Source organism: Sphingopyxis sp. CCNWLW2 (genome assembly GCF_037095755.1).
Classification (GTDB): Bacteria; Pseudomonadota; Alphaproteobacteria; order Sphingomonadales; family Sphingomonadaceae; genus Sphingopyxis.
This window is the reverse complement of record NZ_JBAWKJ010000002.1, coordinates 1,114,122-1,135,342: the sequence shown is the minus strand read 5'-3', so window position 1 is coordinate 1,135,342 and position 21,221 is coordinate 1,114,122. Positions and strand designations below refer to the sequence as shown.

15 protein-coding genes are annotated in these 21,221 nt (G+C 64.4%); 10 read left to right on the top strand and 5 right to left on the bottom strand.

Translation table 11 applies throughout. The features are described from left to right. Positions 1 to 50: 50 nt before the first annotated feature. Both V8J55_RS16505 and V8J55_RS16500 read right to left on the bottom strand, forming a co-directional pair. Positions 51 to 3,206 carry a CHAT domain-containing protein gene (locus tag V8J55_RS16505; RefSeq protein ID WP_336446681.1) on the bottom strand — a complete coding sequence of 1,052 codons (3,156 nt, stop codon included), beginning with the start codon at positions 3,204 to 3,206 and terminating at the stop codon, positions 51 to 53. 341 nt (positions 3,207 to 3,547) lie between these two features. Further along, complete coding sequence (locus V8J55_RS16500; protein WP_336446680.1) at positions 3,548 to 3,853, bottom strand: hypothetical protein; 306 nt, start codon at positions 3,851 to 3,853, stop codon at positions 3,548 to 3,550. A gap of 172 nt (positions 3,854 to 4,025) precedes the next feature. Here V8J55_RS16500 and V8J55_RS16495 point away from each other — a divergent pair, with 172 nt between their 5' ends. Genes V8J55_RS16495 through V8J55_RS16470 form a run of 6 tightly spaced genes read left to right on the top strand, consistent with a single transcriptional unit; the run spans position 4,026 to position 10,835 of the window. Beyond that, on the top strand, positions 4,026 to 5,429 hold the full coding sequence (locus V8J55_RS16495) for a 3-keto-disaccharide hydrolase (RefSeq protein WP_336446679.1): 1,404 nt from the start codon (positions 4,026 to 4,028) through the stop codon (positions 5,427 to 5,429). Positions 5,430 to 5,440: 11 nt separating this feature from the next. Then, on the top strand, positions 5,441 to 6,754 hold the full coding sequence (locus V8J55_RS16490; protein ID WP_336446678.1) for a Gfo/Idh/MocA family protein: 1,314 nt from the start codon (positions 5,441 to 5,443) through the stop codon (positions 6,752 to 6,754). A 14-nt stretch (positions 6,755 to 6,768) separates the two neighbouring features. Further along, positions 6,769 to 7,617, top strand: coding sequence for an FAD:protein FMN transferase (locus tag V8J55_RS16485; RefSeq protein WP_336446677.1), 849 nt, complete (start codon positions 6,769 to 6,771; stop codon positions 7,615 to 7,617). Then, a complete protein-coding gene (locus tag V8J55_RS16480) occupies positions 7,610 to 8,875 on the top strand; it encodes a Gfo/Idh/MocA family protein (protein ID WP_336446676.1) in 1,266 nt (421 codons plus the stop codon). The genes V8J55_RS16485 and V8J55_RS16480 overlap by 8 nt, the downstream gene beginning before the upstream one ends. A gap of 13 nt (positions 8,876 to 8,888) precedes the next feature. After that, positions 8,889 to 10,058 (top strand): Gfo/Idh/MocA family protein, encoded by a 1,170-nt coding sequence (locus tag V8J55_RS16475; protein ID WP_336446675.1) that lies wholly within the window; start codon positions 8,889 to 8,891, stop codon positions 10,056 to 10,058. A gap of 42 nt (positions 10,059 to 10,100) precedes the next feature. Continuing rightward, positions 10,101 to 10,835 carry a FadR/GntR family transcriptional regulator gene (locus tag V8J55_RS16470; RefSeq protein ID WP_037511593.1) on the top strand — a complete coding sequence of 245 codons (735 nt, stop codon included), beginning with the start codon at positions 10,101 to 10,103 and terminating at the stop codon, positions 10,833 to 10,835. Positions 10,836 to 10,859: 24 nt separating this feature from the next. Here the strand turns inward: V8J55_RS16470 and V8J55_RS16465 are convergent, their stop codons facing one another. Further along, complete coding sequence (locus tag V8J55_RS16465) at positions 10,860 to 11,867, bottom strand: sugar kinase (protein WP_336446673.1); 1,008 nt, start codon at positions 11,865 to 11,867, stop codon at positions 10,860 to 10,862. Between the two features lie 429 nt (positions 11,868 to 12,296). On the opposite strand from V8J55_RS16465, the gene V8J55_RS16460 reads away from it, so the two are divergent. From V8J55_RS16460 to V8J55_RS16445, 4 genes are all read left to right on the top strand, one after another. After that, positions 12,297 to 12,455 carry a hypothetical protein gene (locus V8J55_RS16460; RefSeq protein WP_336446672.1) on the top strand — a complete coding sequence of 53 codons (159 nt, stop codon included), beginning with the start codon at positions 12,297 to 12,299 and terminating at the stop codon, positions 12,453 to 12,455. A 69-nt stretch (positions 12,456 to 12,524) separates the two neighbouring features. Then, positions 12,525 to 13,838 carry an MFS transporter gene (locus V8J55_RS16455; protein WP_336446671.1) on the top strand — a complete coding sequence of 438 codons (1,314 nt, stop codon included), beginning with the start codon at positions 12,525 to 12,527 and terminating at the stop codon, positions 13,836 to 13,838. Further along, on the top strand, positions 13,835 to 15,247 hold the full coding sequence (uxaC, locus tag V8J55_RS16450) for a glucuronate isomerase (protein ID WP_336446670.1): 1,413 nt from the start codon (positions 13,835 to 13,837) through the stop codon (positions 15,245 to 15,247). The genes V8J55_RS16455 and uxaC overlap by 4 nt, the downstream gene beginning before the upstream one ends. Next, entirely contained in the window at positions 15,244 to 16,575 is a 1,332-nt protein-coding gene (locus V8J55_RS16445) for a mannitol dehydrogenase family protein (protein WP_336446669.1), read from the top strand. Before uxaC ends, V8J55_RS16445 begins: the two co-directional genes overlap by 4 nt. A 140-nt stretch (positions 16,576 to 16,715) precedes the next feature. On the opposite strand, the gene manD is transcribed toward V8J55_RS16445, so the two are convergent. Next, positions 16,716 to 17,924: a D-mannonate dehydratase ManD gene (gene manD / locus V8J55_RS16440; RefSeq protein WP_336446668.1), complete on the bottom strand. Its 1,209-nt coding sequence runs from the start codon at positions 17,922 to 17,924 to the stop codon at positions 16,716 to 16,718. A gap of 220 nt (positions 17,925 to 18,144) precedes the next feature. Further along, the gene (locus V8J55_RS16435; RefSeq protein ID WP_336446667.1) at positions 18,145 to 21,096 is read right to left on the bottom strand and encodes a TonB-dependent receptor; all 2,952 of its coding nucleotides are present in this window, start codon (positions 21,094 to 21,096) and stop codon (positions 18,145 to 18,147) included. Positions 21,097 to 21,221: the final 125 nt, after the last annotated feature.

Genomic DNA, 21,221 nt, shown 5'->3' with positions numbered 1-21,221 from the left:
GCGTCCGGCTCTGTAAAGCGGACGCTCGGGCTCGGTGATACTGCACTGTGTCAATTGTCTGCCGCAATCAGGGTGAATGGCGCCCAGGCGGCGGGATGCGCCCAGTCGCTGGTCCAGCCTTCCACCACGGTGCCGTCTTCGCGCCTGCCCGATCGGATCGCGCGCATGGCCGACTGGAAGGCCGCCGCCTTGCCCGCTTTCGGCTTCCGCAGCGCGTTGACGAGTGTTTCGACCGTGAGCGCAGCCGTGACCCTGTCGCCGACGCGCCAGCGGCTCGCGAGCAGTGCGTCGGTGCCGGCATAGAGGAATGAACGTGCCAGCGCCGATAGGGCGTCGGCTCCGCCAGGCCCTTCGGTCGTTCCCGTGTTGCAGGCCGACAGAATGACCCACTCGGCCGAGAGGTCGAGTTCTGCGGCTTCGGCGGCGGTCAATATACCGTCGTCGGCGGATGTCGCCTGGCCGGGCGGTGTGAAGATCAGACCGGGCTCAGCGAAGCCTTCGATCTCGCCGGGCAAAATCCCGTGCGTGGCAAAGGCGACGATGCGCGCATCGCGCAATCGCCTGTTCGTTCGGACGGCGGTCTCGGTGGCATCGGGACCGAGGTGGACCGCGTCGACATCGGCGTCGAGCGCGCGCGCCATCGCGTTCAGCTCGACCTCGGTGCCGGGAAGCGAAGGAAGCGTGCGTAGGCGTTCGGGATCGGCGAGCGCGGCGCCGATCGCTCCGGTTTGTGGCGACAGTCCTGCGGTCGCGGCCCGTTTGCTCCCCGCTTTGGCCAGCACCGGTGCACCATAACCGATGAAGGGGCGTGTGTTTCGCCCGGCCGGCCGCCGCTTTCCCGTCCGCAAGGATTCGACCGACGGCAGGTTGACGATCGCGAATCGATCACCGAGCCAGGGGGTGGCGGCGATCGCCTTCTCGGTGTCGGGGCCTTTGGGTTCGGCGGTGATGAAGGCGGCGAAGGGAAGGTCGGCGAGCGCACCCGAAGTCGTCACATAGAGGGTCTTTACATCCTGGAGCAGCGGCTCATGCGGCTTGACGAGGAAGCGATAGAGATCCCAGGCGTAGCGGCGCTCGAACAGCGGCGACGCGGTCCAGATGCCGCTGCAAGTCTGGGGATCGACCTCGCAGCGAAACGCTTCGATGGTGCCGCGCAGGAAGGATTGCAGCCGCGGCACCGCGTGCCAGCTCGCCCCCTTGGTCGTCACGACAAAAGTGAAATCATAAAGTTCGCCCTCGGTGACGAGAAGCAGCGCCTCGCCCGGACGCAGGCGGCGACGCACCTCGTCTTCGCTCAGGGGCTGGGGCAGTGCGAGGCGCGCGTAATCGGGGTAGGAACGACGCAGCCGGGCATCGATTTCACCAAGTTCCCGGCCCAGCGTCCCGATCCTGTCCTTCAAATTCCCGGCGGCGTCGGGCGCGCCGATCATCGCCGTGCCAAGGGTGTGATTGAGGTCACGGATTTCCGACGCCAGATCCTGCTGGCGTCGCACCAGCCGGGCGAGCGGGGTATCGCCCAGCGCTTCGCGGGCGACGATACCGGCCAGCGCGCGGGTCGATGCGCTCGATGTCAAATCCTGCGCAATGCGGAAGGATTCGGATCGCAGCTTTGCTTCCTCGCTCCGGACCTGCGTCGCCCGATTGGCGTTGAGGGTGAGCGCCAGCGCGAAGGCGCCGGCCCCCGAGGCGTCGGACCAGCCGCCTTCGCTGACGGCGGCGGCGACCGCGCGCTCACCCGCGCTCGCCCCCGCCACATCCCGCGCCGACAGCACGCGCGTCCGTTCCGCGCGCGCGCGCGCGACCGCACCGCGCATAAGGCTGACATATTCGGGCGAAGCGGGATCCTGGCGTGCGATCGATCGGGCCAGTGCCATCGACGCGATCGCGACATAGCGGTGACCGGGATCGAGCGAGCCGGTCGCGAGCGCCAGCGCGCGCCGTTGATAATCGATCGCAGCGTCGGCCTTACCCTGCTTGGCAAGGATCGCGCCCATTCGGCCGAGGTCGGCGATATTCTCTTCCAGGCTGCTCTCAGGAAGCGCGGAGCGCAAGGCGATGACGCGTGCCTGAAGCGTGCTGGCATCGTCATATTTCGCGCTCTTGATCAGCAGGCCGACGAGATTGCCGAGCGAGCGGAGCGTGTCGGGATTGCCCGTTCCCAGGTGCCGCTCGCGGATCGCGATCGCCTGGCGCAGCCGCACTTCGGCTTCCAGCTCCTGCCCTTGACGGTCGAGGTTGGTCGACAGCAAGGCGAGCGTTCGCGCGGACGCAAGGCTTTCGCGCCCCTTCGTGCGGACGAGGATGTCGAGATTACGGCGATAGATCGCCTCGGCGCCCGGCAGGTCGCCCATTTCCTCGACGTTCAACGCAAAATCATTATATTCCTCGAGGACGAAAGGATCCTCGGCGCCCAGCGCCAGCCTGCCATATTCGATCGCCTTCTGGATCGCCGTCGAGGCTTCCGGCCGGCGGCGCTGCCCGGCGAGCACTTCGCCCAGGGTGCCCCACGCCGCCGACAATGATCGCGTTTCCCCATCCGGTGGCGTGAGCAGTTCGATCGCGCGGCGCGCGCTGGCTTCGGCCTCCGCATAGCGGCCGCGTACACTCTGGACGAGCGCGATCCGCCGCAACGCCGCGGCGTGCGCGGCGCGGTCGCCGAGCCGCTCGCGAATGCCGACGGCATTCCGCATCAGCGTTTCGGCGGTGCCGGCACGGCCGGTCAGATAGAGAATGTTCGCGAGCGTCTCCATGTCGGTTGCCGCGCCCGGCGATCGGTCCCCGGCTGATCGACGGGCCATCCGTGCCCGAACCGCGGCTTCGGCCTCGACGAACTTGCCGCCATCGATGAGTTCGCGGATCTCTTTTTCGGTATCGCCTGCCATGGCGATGCTCGCCGGGTCTGGCGGCGCTGAATCGCCTTGCTGTTCATTGGCGGGAGCGCGCGCCTGCGTACCGCGGCGGAGGAGCGTGGCAAGCTGGTAGAGCGACGCGCGGGTGTCGGCGTGATCGCGCCCGAGCATGCGAGCCTGGATCGCATAGGCCTGTTCCGCGGTCGTTTCGGCCTCTGCGATTTCGCCCTGCAGCGCCAGATAGAGCGACAGCAAATAACGTTCGCGCGCGGTTTCGACACTGTCGCGGCCTGTCGCGTCGGCGACCGCATCGACCTTGCGACGTTGTCTCGCGGTGCGTTCGCGATCGGCCGACATCTTCGCTTCGGCATCGATGAGCGATTGAGTAGCTGTGTCGCCCGGCCTCGCCGCGGATGCTATTTGCGCCTGCAGGGACGCAGGCTGCACCGTCATCAGGATGCAGGCCAGCCAGCCAAGGCGATGGATGACGCGAAGTGAGTGTTGCCCCATAAATGATTGCGGTCGATCGAAAATCGGTCCCATTGGGTGTTGGAACAGGCGGGCAGGGCATTGGTTCCGTCGGTACGCTTCCGGTCGACGGCGAGGGCGTGGTGGTTGTCGGCGCCGCCGAAGGAAACCTCGTCATCGCGCGGAGCTGGTAGGGACGGGTGCGGAGTATATGGAGCGATCACGCACTCTCAATCGTCGGGCAGCGCGAGGCCGGCGAAGTGGTCTAGCGCGGCGGGGTCGACGACGGTGAACCGGCCATAGCCGAGCTCGATCGGGCCCTTTGCTGCAAATTCGCGCAGCGGGGCGATCGGCCCGACGGGATATTCAAAGGGCGAACGGCCGAGATCGCCGAGCCGCGCCGCGACGCACTGCGCCAGCGGCAGGACGACATCATCGGCGATATAGCGCCCGAGTTTGCGGCGGCATATCTGCGAGACCCTGATTTGCTTCCAACCGTCGATCTTGGCCGCTCCAGGCCGCTCATCGTTCCGCAAACTTCAATCGGTCTGACATATCTATTGCAAGTGGCCTGACCACATATTAGTGGTCGGCAGGCATAGGCTGTGTTCGCGTGTTCACGCTAGCGGCGATATAATGCGAGAGCCTGGCGCGTCGGGGAATGAAGCGTGTTCGGGATGCCCTCGCAATAAAAAATTGAGAGGAGCCATGATGTTTCGAAGGATCGCATTTCTCGCCTTGACGACGGCGCCGCTGACGGCGCTGGCGCCCGTTTCGGCCGCGCAGGATCAGCAGCAGGCTCCGTGGCAGGATATAACGCCACGCGCCGGACTCGTCGGCTGGCACAGCGCCGGGGGACAGGCGCCCTATAGCGTTGTGGGCGGCGAGGTCATTGGCAGCGCCGTGCCGAATTCGGCGAACAGCTGGCTGGTATCCGACACGCTTTACGGCGATTTCATCCTCGAGTTCGATTCCAAGACCGATCCGACGCTGAATTCGGGCGTGATGATCCGTGGCCAGAGCCGGCCCGATTATCGAAAGGGCGTGGTTCACGGCTATCAGATGGAGATCGATCCCTCGTCGCGGCGCTGGAGCGCCGGCATCTATGACGAGCAACGCCGTCAATGGCTCTATACACTCGGCCGCAACGATGCGGCGCGGCAGGCCTTCCGCTCGGGCGACTGGAATCACTATCGTGTCGAAGCGATCGGTACGCGCCTGCGCACCTGGATCAATGGCGTGCCGGCCGCCGACGTTGTCGACGATGTGGACGCGCGCGGCTTCATCGCTTTCCAGGTGCACTCGGTTGCCGATGCGGTCGCGGCGAAGAAGCCCGAGGCGCGTTTCCGCAACGTGCGGATCATCACCGACGCGCCCGCCCGCTTTGCCTCGGCCGCGACCAAGGTCGAGCAGCAGGGATGGCTGGCCAATCGCCTGACCGAGGCCGAGCGCGGCGCTGGCTGGAAGCTGCTGTGGGACGGCAAGACGACGCAGGGCTGGCGGAGCGCCAAGGGCCCGGCTTTTCCGAAGAAGGGCTGGTCGATCACCGACGGCATCTTGTCGGTCGAAAAATCGGGCGGCGCCGAAGCGACCAATGGCGGCGATATCATCACCACCCGCGATTACAAGAGCTTCGAGCTGTCGGTCGATTTCCGGCTGACGCCGGGCGCCAACAGCGGGATCAAATATTTCGTCGATCCGAACCTGCTCAAGGGCGACGGATCGGCGATCGGCCTGGAATTTCAATTGCTCGACGATGAGCGCCATCCCGATGCGAAGATGGGCCGCGATGGCAATCGGACGATCGGCTCGCTTTACGATCTGATCACCGCGCGCAACCTCTCCGACCCCGACAGCCCGGGCAAGCGCGTCAACGCGCCGGGCGAGTGGAATCGGGCGGTCATCGTCGTGCGCGGCAAGCATGTCGAACATTGGCTGAACGGGTTCAAGGTCGTCGAATATGAACGTGGATCGCCCGCCTTCCGGGAACTTGTCGCGCGCAGCAAATATGCGAAATGGCCGAACTTCGGCGAGTGGGAGCAGGGACCGATCCTGCTCCAGGATCATGGCGACCGGGTCGACTTTCGGTCGATCAAGCTGCGCGAATTCTAAGGGGACAGGACATGATTGACCGCCGTACGATGTTGAAGGGCGCAGCAGCGACGCTGGGCGCCACGATGAGCGCGCGCAGCTATGCGCAGATCAAGGGTGCGAACGATCGCCTGCGGGTGGCGGTGGTCGGCGTGAACGGCCGCGGGCAGGCGCATATGAGCGCTTTCGCGAAGCTGCCGAACGTTACCGTCACCCATTTCGTCGATGTGGATTCGGCCATCCTCGCAAAGCGCGCGGGCGAATTTGCCGCCAAGGGCCACCCGGCCCCCAAGATCGTGGGTGACTATCGCCGCCTGCTCGACAGCAAGGACGTCGACATCGTCAGCGTCGCAACGCCCGATCATTGGCACGCAAAGCTCGCGATCGATTCGATGAATGCGGGACGCCACGTCTATCTGGAAAAGCCGATCGGCATCGCGCCCGCCGAGGGCGAAGCGCTGATCGCGGCACAGCGCCGCACCGGGCGTCAGTTGCAGGTCGGCAACCAGCAACGCTCGAGCGTGGAGACACGGCAGCTTGTCGACATGGTCCGCGCAGGCGAACTCGGCGAAGTTTATGAGGCGCAGACCTGGTATGCGAATAATCGCGGGTCGATCGGCAAGGGGCAGGAAATCGCGCCGCCGGCCAATCTGAACTGGGATTTGTGGCAGGGACCGCGCCCGCGCGGGCCGTACCGGTCGAACCTCGTGCACTATAATTGGCACTGGTTCTGGAAATATGGGACGGGTGAGATTTGCAACAATGCGATGCACGAGCTCGACATTGCCCGCTGGGCGATGGGCCTTACCTATCCGACCAGCGTGTCGACGCAGGGCGGACGGCATTTCCACCGCGGCGACGATTGGGAAATGTATGATTCGCTCGCGCTCGACCTGATTTACGACGATGGCCGCGCGATCCGCTGGAACGGGCAGAGCTGCAATGGCATCAAGACCTATGGGCGTGGCCGCGGCGTGTTGCTGCTCGGCACCAAGGGGTCGGCCATCGTCGATCGCAACGGGTTCGAGCTGTACGATCTGGAAGGCAAATTGACTCGGGAGGTGAAGGCCCCGGCCAGTTCGGAAACCACCGGAACGGTCGGCGAGGGCGCGCTCGACATCCTTCATGCCGGCAATTTGGTCGATGTCATCCGCGGCCGCGCCAGCGCGCTCGCATCGCCGATTGCCGAAGGGCATATCAGCACCGCGCTCTGCCACCTCGGCAATATCGCCTATCGCACGAGCGGCGCGCTGACGATCGATCCGGCGACCGGCAAACCGGCCAATGCCGATGCCATGAAGCTGTGGTCGGTCGATTATGAGCCGGGCTGGGAGGTCAAGGGCTGACCCCTGGGACGATCATGGCCGACGTTGTGCGCTTTGCTTCGATGGGGACGCGCGTCGAACTGCATCGGTTCGGTGCGGGTGACGACGACGCGTTGACGGCGGCGCAGCGCGCGATCGAGGCGGTCGACGATGCGCTCACGATCCACCGCCCGTCGGCAACGACCGCGCTCAACGAACGCCTGATGGCGGGGCAGGGGGCTGCCATCGACGATGCGCTCCTGTTCGATGCGCTGGTCACGATCGAGGAATTGCACGCCTCGACGCTCGGGCTGTTCGATCCCGCGGCCGATCGCCGGTTCGTGTCGGCGGGATGGGGCGCCATCGCATTCGATCGCGCCGCCGCGCGGATCGAGATATCGCATCCCGTCGCGCTCGATTTCGGCGGGTTCGGCAAGGGCTTCGCGCTCGATCGCGCCTGCGCCGTCTTGCGTGAAAAGGGTGTCGTATCGGCGTGCCTGTCGGCCGGGGAGAGTTCGATTGCCGTCGTCGGCGAACACCCGCTTGGCGGCGGCTGGCCGTTCGCGATTTCCCACCCGCTGCGCCCCAACGAGATTCTGGTCGAACTCGAACTCACCGACGAATCGGTATCGATCTCGTCGACCGTCGGTGCGGGGACGAACGCGCCGGAACGCGCCGCGATGATCCGCCCGACCGATGCGACGATCGTGTCTGCGCCGCGCTGCACGGTTGCGGTTGACCGGCTTGGCGCGCATGCCGAGGCGATGAGTACCGCTTTGCTCGTCGCCGATGAAAATCGGGCGGAGCGTTTGCTGAACGGCGACCGGACGCGCCGTTTTCTATTCGATTTCCCCCGGGGAGCGGCGATCCCCGATCAATCTGCCAGGATGAGTTTTAATGACTGACAAAGATTTTGACCTGTCACGGCGATCGTTCATCGACCGCGTGCTGATGGCGACGGCTGGCGCGGGGATGGCCGCAGCGACGCCCTGGGCAAGTGCGGCGGTCGGCGCAGCACCGGTGGCAAAGAGCGATCGCGTACGGCTGGGGGTGATCGGCACGGGCGATCGCGGCCGGGGATTGATCCAGAATATCGCCAAGACCCGCAACTGCACCGTGGCGGCGATCTGCGACAATTTCGAGCTGCATCTGGCAAAGGGGCGCGCGCTGGTCGATGCGTCGACGCGTGCCTTCACCGATCACCGCGCGATGCTCGATGCGGGCGGTCTCGATGCGGTGGTGATCGCGACCCCGCTCGACCTTCACAAGCAGCAGAGCTTCGATGCGTTCGACGCCGGGCTCCATGTGTGGTGCGAAAAGGCGATGGCGCGCACGATCGACGATTGCAGCGCGATGGTGAAACGGTCGCAGGACAGCGGCAAGGTGCTGCAGATCGGCCATCAGCGCATGTTCAAACCCACCTATCTGAACGCGGTCCGCCGCGCGAAGGAGGGTGAAATCGGATCGCTGACGCAGATCCGCGCCAGCTGGCATCGTCAAAGCAGCTGGCGCCGGCCCGTTCCCGCCGGGGCCACCGACCGCCAGATCAACTGGCGCCTGTATCGCGACAGTTCGGCGGGGTTGATGACCGAACTGGCGACGCACCAGATTCAGGTCAGCAACCTGTTCTTCGACGCCGTACCGACCCGCGTGATGGGATCGGGCAGCATCTGTTTCTGGAAGGACGGGCGCGAGGTCTATGACCATGTCGCGCTGATCTATGAATATGCGGGGGGCCGCAAACTGATCTACACCTCGCTGCTGAACAACGCGCGTTATGGCTGCGAAGAGCAGATTCAGGGCAGCAAGGGGACGATCGAACCCGAACTCGGTCGCATCTATAAGGAACTGCCGCCGAAGGAACTGGCGCTGCTGCGGATGCAGGCCGACGTCGCGAGCGGGAAAAAACGAGCGGTCCCGATCGGCGGCGCAACCTGGTTCGCCGAGCTTCCCGTCACGACCCCCGGGGAGCCGCTTGGCTGGGGCGAATATGACGAGACGATGCTGCAGTTCGAGGGCTTTGGCGAGGCGGTGCGGACCGGCAAGCCGCTGCCCGGCCTGCTGTCGCAGGCCTATCACGCGAGCGTCGCCTCGCTGCTTGGCGAACAGGCGATGGATAGCGGTCAGGTGATGGCCTGGCCGACGTCGCTGGTCGCTATCTGAAAAGGAACAGGCCATGACCGATACCAACCGGCGCGATCTTCTGGGGCTTGGCCTCACCGCAGGGCTGGCCGCGGGCTTCGCGGCCGACGCGCTGGCGCAGTCCGCGGCGCGCGGCGATGCGCCGACCGAGGGCGCACTCGCACGCCCGGCGCCCGAGGCGAAATATCGCGTGCCATTCGCGGTGATCGGGCTCGATCATAATCACATCTATGGCATCACCGACGCCGTGATCCGGGGTGGCGGCGTTCTCACGACCTTTCATGCGACCGATCCCAAGCAGATTGCGATGTTCCGCGCGCGATACGGCGATATCGCGCTGGCGCGTTCGGAAGACGAGATTCTGGGCAATCCCGCGATCAAGCTGGTCTGCAGCGCAGCCATCCCCGGGCTGCGAGCGCCGCTGGGCATCCGCGTCATGCGCGCGGGCAAGGATTATCTCAGCGACAAGGCGGCGATTACCTCGCTGAAGCAGCTTGCCGACGTTCGCCGCGCGATCAAGGAGACCGGCCGCAAATTTGCGATCATGTATTCCGAACGGCTCGAAGTGCCCGCGGCGGTCATGGCGGGGCAGCTTGTCCATGACGGCGCAATCGGGCGCGTCATTCAGACCGTCAACCTCGCCCCGCATCGACTGGCCGCGACATCCCGGCCCGGCTGGTTCTGGGACACGGCGCGCAATGGCGGGATCCTGACCGATATCGGCAGCCATCAGGCCGATCAGTTCGTCTATCTGACGGGCAGCAAGCGGGCGCATGTCGTCGCATCGCAGACCGGCAATTTCGCGCATCCCGAACATCCGGCGTTCGAGGACTTCGGCGATATGGTGCTGACCGGCGACGGCGGCACGGGCTATGTCCGCGTCGATTGGTTCACGCCGGACGGTTTGCCGACCTGGGGCGATGGCCGTCTCTTCATTCTCGGCACCGAGGGCACTATCGAGCTCCGGAAATATGTCGATATCGCCGGCCGGCCCGGCGGAAATCACCTGCTGATCGCCGACCGGAAGGGTGTTCGTTATCTGGACTGTTCCAAAGTGCCTCTGCCATTTGGCCCGCAGTTCGTCACCGACATCGTCGAAGGGACATCGGTGGCGCAAGACCAGGAGGGGGCGTTGCTCGCCGCTGAACTGGTGTTGACGGCGCAGGCGCATGCCAAGCCCGCGCGGCAACAAGCGACCTTGTAACGCATAGGCCAACAAGATAGCGGTTTCCTGATGGGGAATGGCATGGAATCAAAACGGCTCTACGAACGCGTATCCACCGATATCGCGGCCAAGATCGAGGCGGGGGAATATCCGATCGGTGCGCGGTTGCCGTCGGAGCGGCAACTCGCCCAGTCCTATGACGTATCGCGGCCGACGGTTCGCGAGGCGATCATCGCGCTCGAGGTCGACGGGATGGTCGAAGTACGCAAAGGATCGGGCGTCTATGTGACGGCGATATCGCATGCCGATGTTGACGGCCCCTCCGCCGACGTCGGTCCCTTCGAGCTGCTCGAAGCGCGCCGTCAGATCGAGGGGGAGGTTGCCGCGCTCGCGGCCGGACGGATCACCGACGACCAGCTTGCGGAGCTCCGTACGCTCGTAAAAGCGATGGGCGATGCCGGCGGCGACAGCGCGCGCGCCGAGGTGGCCGACCGCCAGTTCCACGAACTGATCGCCAGCGCGAGCCTGAACAGCGCCTTCGTCGCGGTCGTGGAATCGCTGTGGGACATGCGCGCCCGCTCTTCGCTCTATCGCCTGCTCAGCAGCAAGGCGCATATCGCGGGGGTGACCCCGAGCGTTGCCGAGCATGAGGACATTGTCCTCGCGCTGGAAGCGCGCGACCCGGCGGCGGCGCGCGCAGCGATGCAAAAGCATCTGGGCCGCGCGCTCGAGGCGCTGCTGGAGGCAACCGAGGTGCACGAGGTCGAACTGGCCCGAAAGCGGGTCGCTGACGAACGGAGCCGCTACGCCCAGTAATCGGGCCATACCCTTTGCATATCCCTATCGCCTGACATCGAAACCCTCGCTCAGGAAGGCTTCGATATCGGATCGCCCGAACAGGCTCGCATCGCCGGGAAGCGAATGCTTCAGCACGGCGAGGGCCAGCCCGGTCTGCGCCGCGACAGCGATGGATTGATCGCGCAGCAGCGCATCGAACACGCCCGCAGCGAATGCGTCGCCGGTGCCGATGCGGTCGACGATACCGGCAACCCTGATCTCCTCGGTCTGGGCAAAGCCGTCGCGCGTATCGATCCGCGCGGCGAGGCGATGATGGTCCACATCCTCGACATGGCGCGCGGTCGAGGCGATCAGCGCCAGCCTGGGAAAGGCATCAAATGCCGCGTCCGCCGCAGTCCGTCGTCGCGCCGGCCCGTCATCGCCGAAATCGCGGCCGAGCAGGAGCGCGATGTCGCGATGATTGCCGAACAGGATATCCGCCAGGCCGACCAGCCGGGACAGGATGGCCCTGGCATCGCCGTCCCAGCTTTCCCACAGGCGCGCACGATAATTGCCGTCGAACGAGATCGGAATAGCAAGCCGCGTCGCGGCGTCCGCCGCCGCGAAGGCCGCTGCCGTTCCGCCGGGGCCCAGCGCCGGGGTGATCCCCGACAGGTGCAGACGGCCGGCGCCGGCGAGGAGCCGGTCCCAGTCCCAGTCCGCCGCGGAGGCGTCGGCGAACGCGGAATGGGCGCGATCGTAGATTATGTTGGTGGCGCGCAAACCGGCGCCGCTCACGGCATAATAGACCCCCATCCGCCCGGGCCGCCGCGCGACGGCCGAACAATCGACGCCGTGCCCGCGCAGCGCTGAGACGGCCGCGTCGCCGAGCGGATCGTCGGGGACGGCGCTGACGATCGCCGTGTCGTGGCCGAGCCGCGCGAGCGCGACCGCGACATTGGCCTCGGCGCCGCCGATCCAGACGTCGAGCCGCGGCGTCTGGAGCAGGAGTTTGCGCCCCGGGGGCGACATGCGCAGCAGGATTTCGCCAAAGGCGACAAAGCGTCCCATGTTGGTCAGTTCCTTTCGGTCGGAATCCCGGCCGCGCCGGGCATCGTCCCGGCGGGTGCCGGTCCGCTCTATCATCCTCTCCAAGTTCGACCTGCTTCTTCCGGCCAGTCGGTTCGGAGCATGTGCAAGCCTATTTGGTATGGCCAATTTTGACAATCGCTTTTTTATCGCTTTGTGGTCAGGGCTACGCGAAATCCCGAAATGCTCGTTTCCCATTCAGAATGGCCAACTCGGCCATCGAAAAATTCTCTCCTTTGCCAGCAAATTTCGCCATGATTGGTAAGTTTCGACTGTAGGGACGATCCATAAGGCCCGTTTGGCATCCCCGGCAAATGTATGACAAACCACCTGTTGCAATCGGTCTGACCAATATCTATGGAGGCTGCAGAGAGGGGCGCGGAAAGCGTCCGGACTGTTGCGGAGAATGTGATGCGGGCCTTCATTTTCGATAGCGCATTGGCGCGGCCATTTGGCGGGGCCTTGCTGCTTGCGGTAGCCTCCGGCGCGCTCGCTCCGGCCCAGGGCGCGCCCGACGCGACGGCGGGCGAGATCATCCGTACTGCGCAGAAACGCGAACAGACCTTCTAGCCATCCCCAGCCTTGCCGGGGTTCGTTCGGACGGATCCCGGCATTTTTCTGGTGCCACGGGAGAGACATATGACGCAGGCCATAACAGCGGGATCGGCGCCGCCGGTGCCCAGGACGGGGCGCTATCGCTGGCTGATCGTCGCGCTGCTGTTCGCCGCAACGACGGTCAACTATATCGACCGCACGATGCTCGGCCTGCTGGCGCCCGTCCTTGGCGACGAGATGCGGTGGAGCGAGAATGACTATGGCAACATCGTCATGGCGTTTCAGGCCGCCTATGCGCTCGGCTTCCTGTTGATGGGCTGGCTGATCGACCGTTTCGGTCCCAAGATCGGCTACAGCATTGCGATCGCCATCTGGACGATCGGCCATGTCGCCCATGGTTTCGCGGGGTCGATTGCCTCCTTCATGGCCGCGCGCGTCATCCTCGGCGTCGGCGAGGCGGGGCATTTCCCCGCGGTCGTTCGCGCGTCGAGCGAATGGTTTCCGCAGAAGGAACGCGCCTACGCGATCGGCTGGGTCAACAGCGCGACGACGATCGGCGTCATTCTGACCGCGCCGACGATCTGGCTGTTCATGGTCTGGGCGGGTTTCGACTGGCGTCAGACCTTCATCTACACCGGCGCATTTGGCGCCATCCTGTTGATATTGTGGCTGTGGCTCTACAGCAATCCGCGCGAGAGCGGGAAGGTCAGCGATGCCGAACTCGCGTGGATCGAGCATGATCCGCCCGAGCAGGTCTCGCGCCTCGGCTGGTCGAAAATCGTCACCAAGCGCGAGGCATGGGCGTTCGCGGTCGCGAAATTCCTTATCGACCCCGTCTGGTATCTGATGCTGTTCTGGCTGCCCAAATATTTCGCCAGCACCTATGATGTCGACCTCAAGGTCGTGCTGCTGCCGATGATCATCATGTACCTGCTTTCCGACGTCGGCAGTATCGCGGGCGGCTGGCTCTCCTCGAAGCTGATCCAGCGTGGACGCACCCCCAATTTCGCGCGCAAGCTGACGATGGTGATCGCCGGTTGTTTCGTCCTGCCCCTGTTGTTCGTCACGGGCCTCGACAATATGTGGCTGGCCATCGTCCTGATCGGTCTCGCGCTCGCCGGGCATCAGGCCTTTTCGTCGACGATCCTGTCGATCCCGCCCGACATGTTTCCCAAACGCGCGGTCGGGTCGGTGATCGGACTCGGCGGCTTCATGGGCGGCATCGGCGGCATGATCATGGCCAAGTCGACCGGGCTGGTGCTCGACGCGACAAACGGCAATTACACGATTATCTTCGCCGTGTGCACGACGGTTTATTTCCTCGCCGTGCTGGCACTCCATCTCCTCAGCCCGCGCCTCGCGCCTATCACTGTCGAAAGCGAAGGCACCCCCGCATGACCCGCCCGTTTCAGCTTCATCCCGACCGCCTGTTTCCGTCCGACCCGGCGCAGCGCGATATTTGCCGGCGCCTTTATGCCGAGGTCGCGAACCTGCCGATCGTCAGCCCGCACGGGCACACCGATCCGGCGTGGTTTGCGGGTAACGCATCGTTCGGCAATGCCGCCGAGTTCCTGCTGCATCCCGACCATTATGCGTTCCGGATGCTCTATTCGCAGGGCATTTCGCTCGATGCGCTGGGGGGCCGTAACAAGGGCGCCGACCCGCGCGAAAGCTGGCGGATCTTCGCCCAAAATTACCATCTCTTCCGCGGCACGCCGACGCGGATGTGGATGGACTGGGTATTCGCCGAGGCCTTCGGCTTCGATGTGCAATTCGCGGGCGAGACGTCGGACCTCTATTACGACCTGATCACCGAGAAACTCGCGACCGATGCCTTCCGCCCCCGCGCGCTGTACGACCGGTACGGGATCGAGGTGATCGCGACGACCGAAAGCCCGCTCGATACGCTCGAGCACCACGCGGCCATTCGCAGCGCCAACGCAAGCGGCGAGTGGTCGGGGCGGGTGGTTACCGCCTATCGGCCCGACCCGGTGGTCGATCCCGAATTTGAGGGTTTCCACGACAATCTGGCGCGCTTCTCCGACCTCTCGGGCGAAGACGCCTATAGCTACGCTGGCTATCTCGCTGCGCACCGCAATCGCCGCGCCTTTTTCGCAGAGATGGGCGCGACCTCGACCGACCACGGCCATCCGACCGCGGCGACCGCCGACCTGTCGGAGACGCAAGCCGAAGCGCTGTTCGCACGCGTCACCGGGGACAGCGCGAGCGCCGCCGACGCCGAGCTGTTCCGCGCGCATATGCTGACGGTGATGGCGGGGATGAGCCTCGACGACGGGCTTGTCATGCAGATCCATCCGGGCAGTTTCCGCAACCACAATCCTTGGTTGTTCGAGCATTATGGCCGCGATAAGGGCGCCGATATTCCCACGAGCACCGACTATGTCCATGCGCTGCGCCCGCTGCTTGGACGCTATGGCAATGAGGCAGGGCTGACGATCATCCTCTTCACGCTCGACGAGACCTCTTACGCGCGCGAACTCGCGCCGCTTGCGGGCCATTACCCTGCGCTGAAGCTTGGTCCCGCCTGGTGGTTCCACGACAGTCCCGAGGGGATGCGCCGCTTTCGCAGCCACACGACCGAGACCGCGGGCTTCTACAACACCGTCGGTTTCAACGACGACACGCGCGCGTTCCTGTCGATCCCCGCGCGCCACGACGTGGCGCGGCGCATCGACTGCGGCTTCCTCGCGCAGCTCGTCGCCGAGCATCGCATGGAAGAGTGGGAAGCCGCCGAACTCGCCGTCGACCTGAGCTACAATCTCGCCAAGGCGGCGTATAAGCTGTGAGGCTGTCCGCGCAAACGCCGCTTCCGGCGTCGATACAGGCGCCGGCCTATGACCGCGCCGCGCAGGCGGCCGGCATCGTCCATATCGGCATCGGCGCGTTCCACCGCGCGCATCAGGCGGTCTACACCGACGATGCGATGCGAGCAGGCGACCGCGATTGGGGCATCATCGGCGTGTCGCTCCGTTCGGGCGACGTCGCGGCGCAACTGAATCCCCAGGATGGGGTCTACACGGTGAGTGCGCGCAGCGTCGCGGGAAGCGAATTGCGTGTGGTTGGCGCGGTCCGGCACGTGCTCGTCGCCTCCGACGATCCGCAGGCCGTGGTCGATGCGATCGCAGCACCGACGACGCATATCGTCAGCTTCACCGTCACCGAGAAGGGCTATCTGCGGCGTCCCGACGGATCGCTGGACCTTGCTGAGGCTGCCGGCAGTCGCAGTCTCTATCGCTTCGTCGCGGCGGGGCTCGCGGCGCGCAAGGCCGCGGGCTTGCCGGGGCTGACGCTGCTCAGCTGCGACAATCTGGCGAACAATGGCGCGGTGCTGCACGGCCTGATGCGCGCCTATCTCGCCGCGTATCACCCCGACCTTTCAGCGTGGTTCGACGGCGAATGCACGTGCCCCGCAACGATGATCGACCGCATCGTCCCCGCGACGACCGAGGCCGACCGCGCAGAGGTCGAAGCTGCGCTCGGCGTGCGCGATGAGGGCGCCGTCGTCACCGAGGCGTTCAGCCAATGGGTCATCGAGGATGATTTTGCCGGCCCGCGCCCGCGCTGGGAAAAGGTGGGCGCCGAGCTTGTCGCCGATGTCGCACCCTATGAGACCGCAAAGCTGCGCATGCTCAACGGCGCGCATTCGGCGCTCGCCTATATCGGACTTGGGACAGGGCACGCGTTTGTCCATCAGGCTATCGTCGACCCGGCGATCCGGCCAGTGATCGAGCGGCTGATGCGCGAGGAAGCCGCGCCAACGATCGACGCCGCGCCGGGACAGGACCTCGCCGCCTACGCCGATGCCTTGCTCGACCGTTTCGCCAATCCGGCGTTGAACCACCGGCTGATCCAGATCGCGATGGATGGCAGCCAGAAGATCCCGCAACGCTGGCTCGAAACGCTCGCCTGGCATCAGGCCCGTGGGCAACGTTGCTCCTCGCTGGAAACGGCGATTGCTGCATGGATCGCCTTCCTACGCAGCGATCACTCGATCGACGACCCGCTTGCGGACCAGCTGCGCGAAGCGGCGGCCGGTCCTGATGCGATGGAGCGGCTGTTCGACAAGGGCGGCCTGATCGCGTCCGAATGGCGGCCGGAGGCCTCTGCTACCTAACCCTCTCCGTCATCCCGGCGAAGGCCGGGATCTCATCGTCGCAACCTGACGCACCGTCGAGATCCCGGCCTTCGCCGGGATGACGGGTTGAGTTGAACCCGGAACCAGCAGCCCCCCGGGCTCTCCCGCATTTCGGCACCTCACCAGTTGAACATCGTTCCGTCCTCGAGCCGGGCGACGGGCAGATAGGCGGGCTGATAGGGATATTTTGCCGCCAGCTTCTCGTCGATATCGACACCGTGGCCCGGTGCGTCACCCGCATACATATATCCCTGCTCGAAACGGTAGCTGTGGGGGAAGACTTCGTCGGTCTCGGGTGTGTGGCGCATATATTCCTGGATCCCGAAATTGGGGACCCAGCTATCGAAGTGGAGCGCCGCGCCCATGCACACGGGCGACAGGTCGGTTGCGCCATGGCTGCCCGTCTTGATCTGATAGATCGCGGCGAGGTCGGCGATCCGCCGCAAATGCGTGATCCCGCCGGCGTGGACCACGGTCGCGCGGATATAGTCGATCAGCTGGTTCTGGATCAGCTCCTTGCAGTCCCAGATCGTGTTGAAAATCTCTCCGACGGCCAGCGGGGTCGTCGTATGTTGGCGAATGAGCTTGAATGCTTCCTGGTTCTCCGCCGGGGTCGCATCTTCGAGCCAGAATAGCTTTGCGGGCTCCAGCGCTTTCCCGAGCTGGGCGGCCTCGATGGGTGTCATCCGATGATGGCCATCGTGGAGAAGATGATGCTCGAAGCCATAGGTATCGCGGATTTTTTCGAACAATTTGGGGATGTGATCGAGATATTTCTTCGTATCCCAGATCGTCAGCGACGGCAGCGCGGCGTCGGCGGGTTCATAGAAGAGCTTGCCGCGGCCGACACCATAGGCGTCCTTGATCCCCGGGACCCCCGATTGCGCGCGAATGGCCTTATATCCGAGGTCGATATATTGGCCGACGGCGTCGACGGTTTCGGCGATGTCGGCGCCATTGGCATGGCCATAGACCATCACGCCGTCGCGGCTCTTGCCGCCGAGCAGGTCGTAGAGCGGCATGCCCGCCATCTTGCCCTTGATATCCCAAAGCGCGGTGTCGACCGCCGCGATCGCCGACATGGTGACAGGGCCGCGCCGCCAGTAGGCGCCGCGATAGAGATATTGCCAGATATCCTCGATCCGGCGCGGGTCCATCCCGATCAGGCAAGGGATGACATGGTCTTCGAGATAGGAAACGACCGAGAGTTCGCGCCCGTTCAGCGTCGCATCGCCGATTCCGAAAACCCCCTGATCGGTCTCGATTTTCAAGGTCACGAAATTGCGCCCCGGACATGTCACGATGACGCGGGCAGACTGGATCTTCATGCTATTTTCCTGTTCTCATTACGGGGTGCCAATCGGCTCCTCCCATTGTTCATAGCATCTGCCTTACCATTTTCAATAAAATTGGTAATACCAATTATGACAATTAATGGACCGGTTTCAACCTGGTTTCCGGCACGCACCGAGAGTGGTCGCCGCCCGCAACATATCGCCGTGAGCATCGTCGGAAAACCGACCGATGCTCGCGGCGATAGGGACAAGCTCAGAACTGGAAATTGACTGCCAGGCTGAACGTGCGGCCGAAATAGGAGGTGTAGAGCGGATCTTTCCGCGTGGTGTCGGTGTAGAGGCGGTTGGTCTCGTTGGTGATGTTCGACACCTCGGCGATGAGCTTGATATTGTCGTTGATGTTGTACGAGGCCGAGGCGTCGACGAAGATCGAGCTCGCATTGACGTTCGCGTCGCTGTCGACCGGGCCCGGGATGCCGGTGAGGAACGCCGCGCGATAGTTGACCGTCGACCGGACGCTGAACTTGTCGTCCTCATAATAGAGCGTGGCGCTGGCGGTTTCCGGCGAGAGACCGACGAGCGGCGCCCTGCGCGTAATCGTCGGCGAGATGATGTAATTGATGTTCGAGCGCACCCGCGTGAAATTGGCGAGCAAGCCGAAATTGCTGAGCGCCCCCGGCAGGAAACGGAACGGCAGCTGAAGGTTCGCCTCGAACCCGCGCAGCGGCCCGCCGTTGGTGTTGTTGCTGCGCGTTACATTGAAGAGTTCGTCGGGTGTGACACCCGTGCCCGTGCCCTCGAGCAGCGACAGCGGGAGCCCGAGCTCACGGAACGGCACCAGCTGACTGGTATTCTGGATATAGGTCTCGATATTCTTGTAGAAATAGGCGACCGATATCAGCGAACCGGGCGCGAAATACCATTCGAGCGCGGCGTCGATCGTGTTGGCCCGGATCGGATCGAGATAGGGGTTGGTGATCGAGGCGGTGCGGATCACGATGTTGGCGCTGCCGCTGGGGATGAGCTGCCCATAGGACGGACGCGACATCACGCGCGCCGCGGAGAAACGCGCGATAAGGTCGGGCGTGACGTCGAGCGCGAGGTTGATCGACGGCAGCCAGTCATCATAGCTACGCTCCACCGTCGAGATCACATATCGCGTGGGAAAGGGTGATCCGGCCGGCGCGGCGGTGGGGATCGGCCCGTAAGTGTCGAGGCTGGTGCGGACATAACGGACGCCGGCATCGCCGCGCAGCGCGAACGGCAAGACGTCTTCGGTGTCGAACTTCACCATGGCATAGCCCGAGGTATATTTCTCTTCGACCCCGCCATAGGTGCCCTTGGCGCACTCCAGATTGCAATATTGATAGCTGCTGAAGTTCACCGCTTCGCGGAACTTGTCCGGATCGATCGCGACGAAATCCTGCATCTGGCCGTCCAGATTCTTGCCGATCCCTTTCGTCACGAAGGTGATGTCGGCGAGCGACACGCCTGCGGGAAGTACCTGCGGCAACGACTGAGCGGGGATCAGCTGCCGCTCGCGCGCGGTGTATTTGTTGGTGCGATACTGGCCGCCCACCTGAACGGTGAAGTTCGGCGCCGCCTCCCACTCCGCGTTGAGTTCGAAGGTCTTGCTGACGATCGTGTTTTTACGGACGAAGTTCGAAATCTGTCCCCGCTGGGTGCCGTCGGCCAGCGGCGGGCCAAAGAGGAAATTGGCCGGATTGGTGAGGTCGATGCCGTAACCGATCTTCGGGACGTCCGGATTGTCGCGGAAGTCGATCGAGAAATTATCGGTATCGTTCGAATCGATCGCGACCTGGAGGCGGTCGACGTTCAATTTGGAATCGTTGATGCCGGCCAGGCCGAAGACGCGGAACGTGTCGGAGAAGCGATGGTCGAAGTTGAGGTTCACCTGGCGGAAGGTCGAGGTGAAACGCTCGTCCTGCATTTCCGATCGCAGGTCGACGCCGTCCCACAGGCCGTGGATCAGCGACCCGTTATCGTCGACTTCGATGTCGCGGATCGACATCATAGGCTGGCCGTTGTTCGAGGCGGTGCGGCCCATCGAGCGCGCATCGAGCATCGTGTCGAGGCGATTGACCTTGAAGCGGGAATACAGGCCGTCGAACGAGATATCGGTGTCGTCGGTGGGTTTCCATTGCAGCGTCAGCGACCCCGCGAGACGCTCCTGATTCTGGCTGCCCTTCACCGGACGGGGAAGGCGCGGCAGGAACACCCCGCCACCGGGGCGGCCCGACACGCCCGTGCGGCTCATAATATAGTCGTAGGCCGCCTTAGTGCTGGTGCGGGGATTGCCCGCGCTGCAGTTGTTGGCGTCGGCGCCGACCGGGGTGCCGCTATTGGCATAGCCCGGCGCCGGGCTGTTCACCGGTACGCCGCCATAGGTGTAGCCGACAGGCGTGCAAAAGGGGAAGATGGTGCCGCCCGGCTGCTGCTGCCCGGCGACGTAGGACGGCAGGATGTCGACCGCCGAATAGGCATATTCGTCGATGTGGCGCTTCGAATAGGCGAGGCTGGCGAGCACGCCGAACGTGTCGCCGAACTGCTTGGACACGAGCGCGGACAGCCGCGGATCGGCCTTCTTGCTGATATCGTTATAGATTCCGCGCGCCGTGCCCGAGAAGACGAAATCCTCCTTCTGGTCGAACGGCCTGGGTGCGCGCAGGTCGACCGTCGCGCCGAGCGAGCCTTCCTCAACGTCGGCGGAGGTCGTCTTGCGGACCGAAAGCGCGGAGAAGATTTCGGTCGGGAAGGTCACGAAGTCGAACGAGCGGCCCGTGGCGACGCCGCCGCGGATGTCGCTGCCGCTGACCTGCGATGTGCCCTCCATCCAGTTGATCCGCACGCGGGTGAATTGTGCGCCGAGACCGCGAACCGAGATATTGCGCCCCTCGCCGCCATCGCCGCGCGACAAGGCGACGCCAGGAATGCGCTGCATCGATTCGGCGAGGTTGGAATCGGGAAATTTGCCGATGTCTTCGGCGACGATGCTATCGACCGCCGCGGTTTCCTGCCGCTTCAGGTTCAGCGCGCTATTTAGCGAGCCACGGAAACCGGTGACGATGATCTCTTGCGTATCGGCTGGGGGGGATCCGGTGTTCTCGCCTGTCGGGCTGGTTTGTTCGGCCGGTGTCTGCGTAGCCGTCTGGCCATGGGCCGGCGACATGATCAGCAAGCTCATCAGACTCGTTGAAATAAGCAGGTGGCGCCTGCTGCAGCTCTCGCGACTCATTCTTCTCTCCCTTCGGCCTGCACCAAGATCCGACGCCCTTTTGTGATCAGGGCGACCGATTTGACGTCGTGTGT

What these genes read in the sequence shown, in the direction of transcription:
- V8J55_RS16490 (WP_336446678.1), top strand. Translation starts at nt 5,441, where the DNA reads ATGATTGACCGCCGTACGATGTTGAAGGGCGCAGCAGCGACGCTGGGC.
- V8J55_RS16435 (WP_336446667.1), bottom strand. Translation starts at nt 21,096, where the DNA reads ATGAGCTTGCTGATCATGTCGCCGGCCCATGGCCAGACGGCTACGCAG.
- uxaC (WP_336446670.1), top strand. Translation starts at nt 13,835, where the DNA reads ATGACCCGCCCGTTTCAGCTTCATCCCGACCGCCTGTTTCCGTCCGAC.
- manD (WP_336446668.1), bottom strand. Translation starts at nt 17,924, where the DNA reads ATGAAGATCCAGTCTGCCCGCGTCATCGTGACATGTCCGGGGCGCAAT.
- V8J55_RS16470 (WP_037511593.1), top strand. Translation starts at nt 10,101, where the DNA reads ATGGAATCAAAACGGCTCTACGAACGCGTATCCACCGATATCGCGGCC.
- V8J55_RS16495 (WP_336446679.1), top strand. Translation starts at nt 4,026, where the DNA reads ATGATGTTTCGAAGGATCGCATTTCTCGCCTTGACGACGGCGCCGCTG.
- V8J55_RS16460 (WP_336446672.1), top strand. Translation starts at nt 12,297, where the DNA reads ATGCGGGCCTTCATTTTCGATAGCGCATTGGCGCGGCCATTTGGCGGG.
- V8J55_RS16505 (WP_336446681.1), bottom strand. Translation starts at nt 3,206, where the DNA reads ATGTCGGCCGATCGCGAACGCACCGCGAGACAACGTCGCAAGGTCGAT.
- V8J55_RS16455 (WP_336446671.1), top strand. Translation starts at nt 12,525, where the DNA reads ATGACGCAGGCCATAACAGCGGGATCGGCGCCGCCGGTGCCCAGGACG.
- V8J55_RS16475 (WP_336446675.1), top strand. Translation starts at nt 8,889, where the DNA reads ATGACCGATACCAACCGGCGCGATCTTCTGGGGCTTGGCCTCACCGCA.
- V8J55_RS16465 (WP_336446673.1), bottom strand. Translation starts at nt 11,867, where the DNA reads ATGGGACGCTTTGTCGCCTTTGGCGAAATCCTGCTGCGCATGTCGCCC.
- V8J55_RS16485 (WP_336446677.1), top strand. Translation starts at nt 6,769, where the DNA reads ATGGCCGACGTTGTGCGCTTTGCTTCGATGGGGACGCGCGTCGAACTG.
- V8J55_RS16480 (WP_336446676.1), top strand. Translation starts at nt 7,610, where the DNA reads ATGACTGACAAAGATTTTGACCTGTCACGGCGATCGTTCATCGACCGC.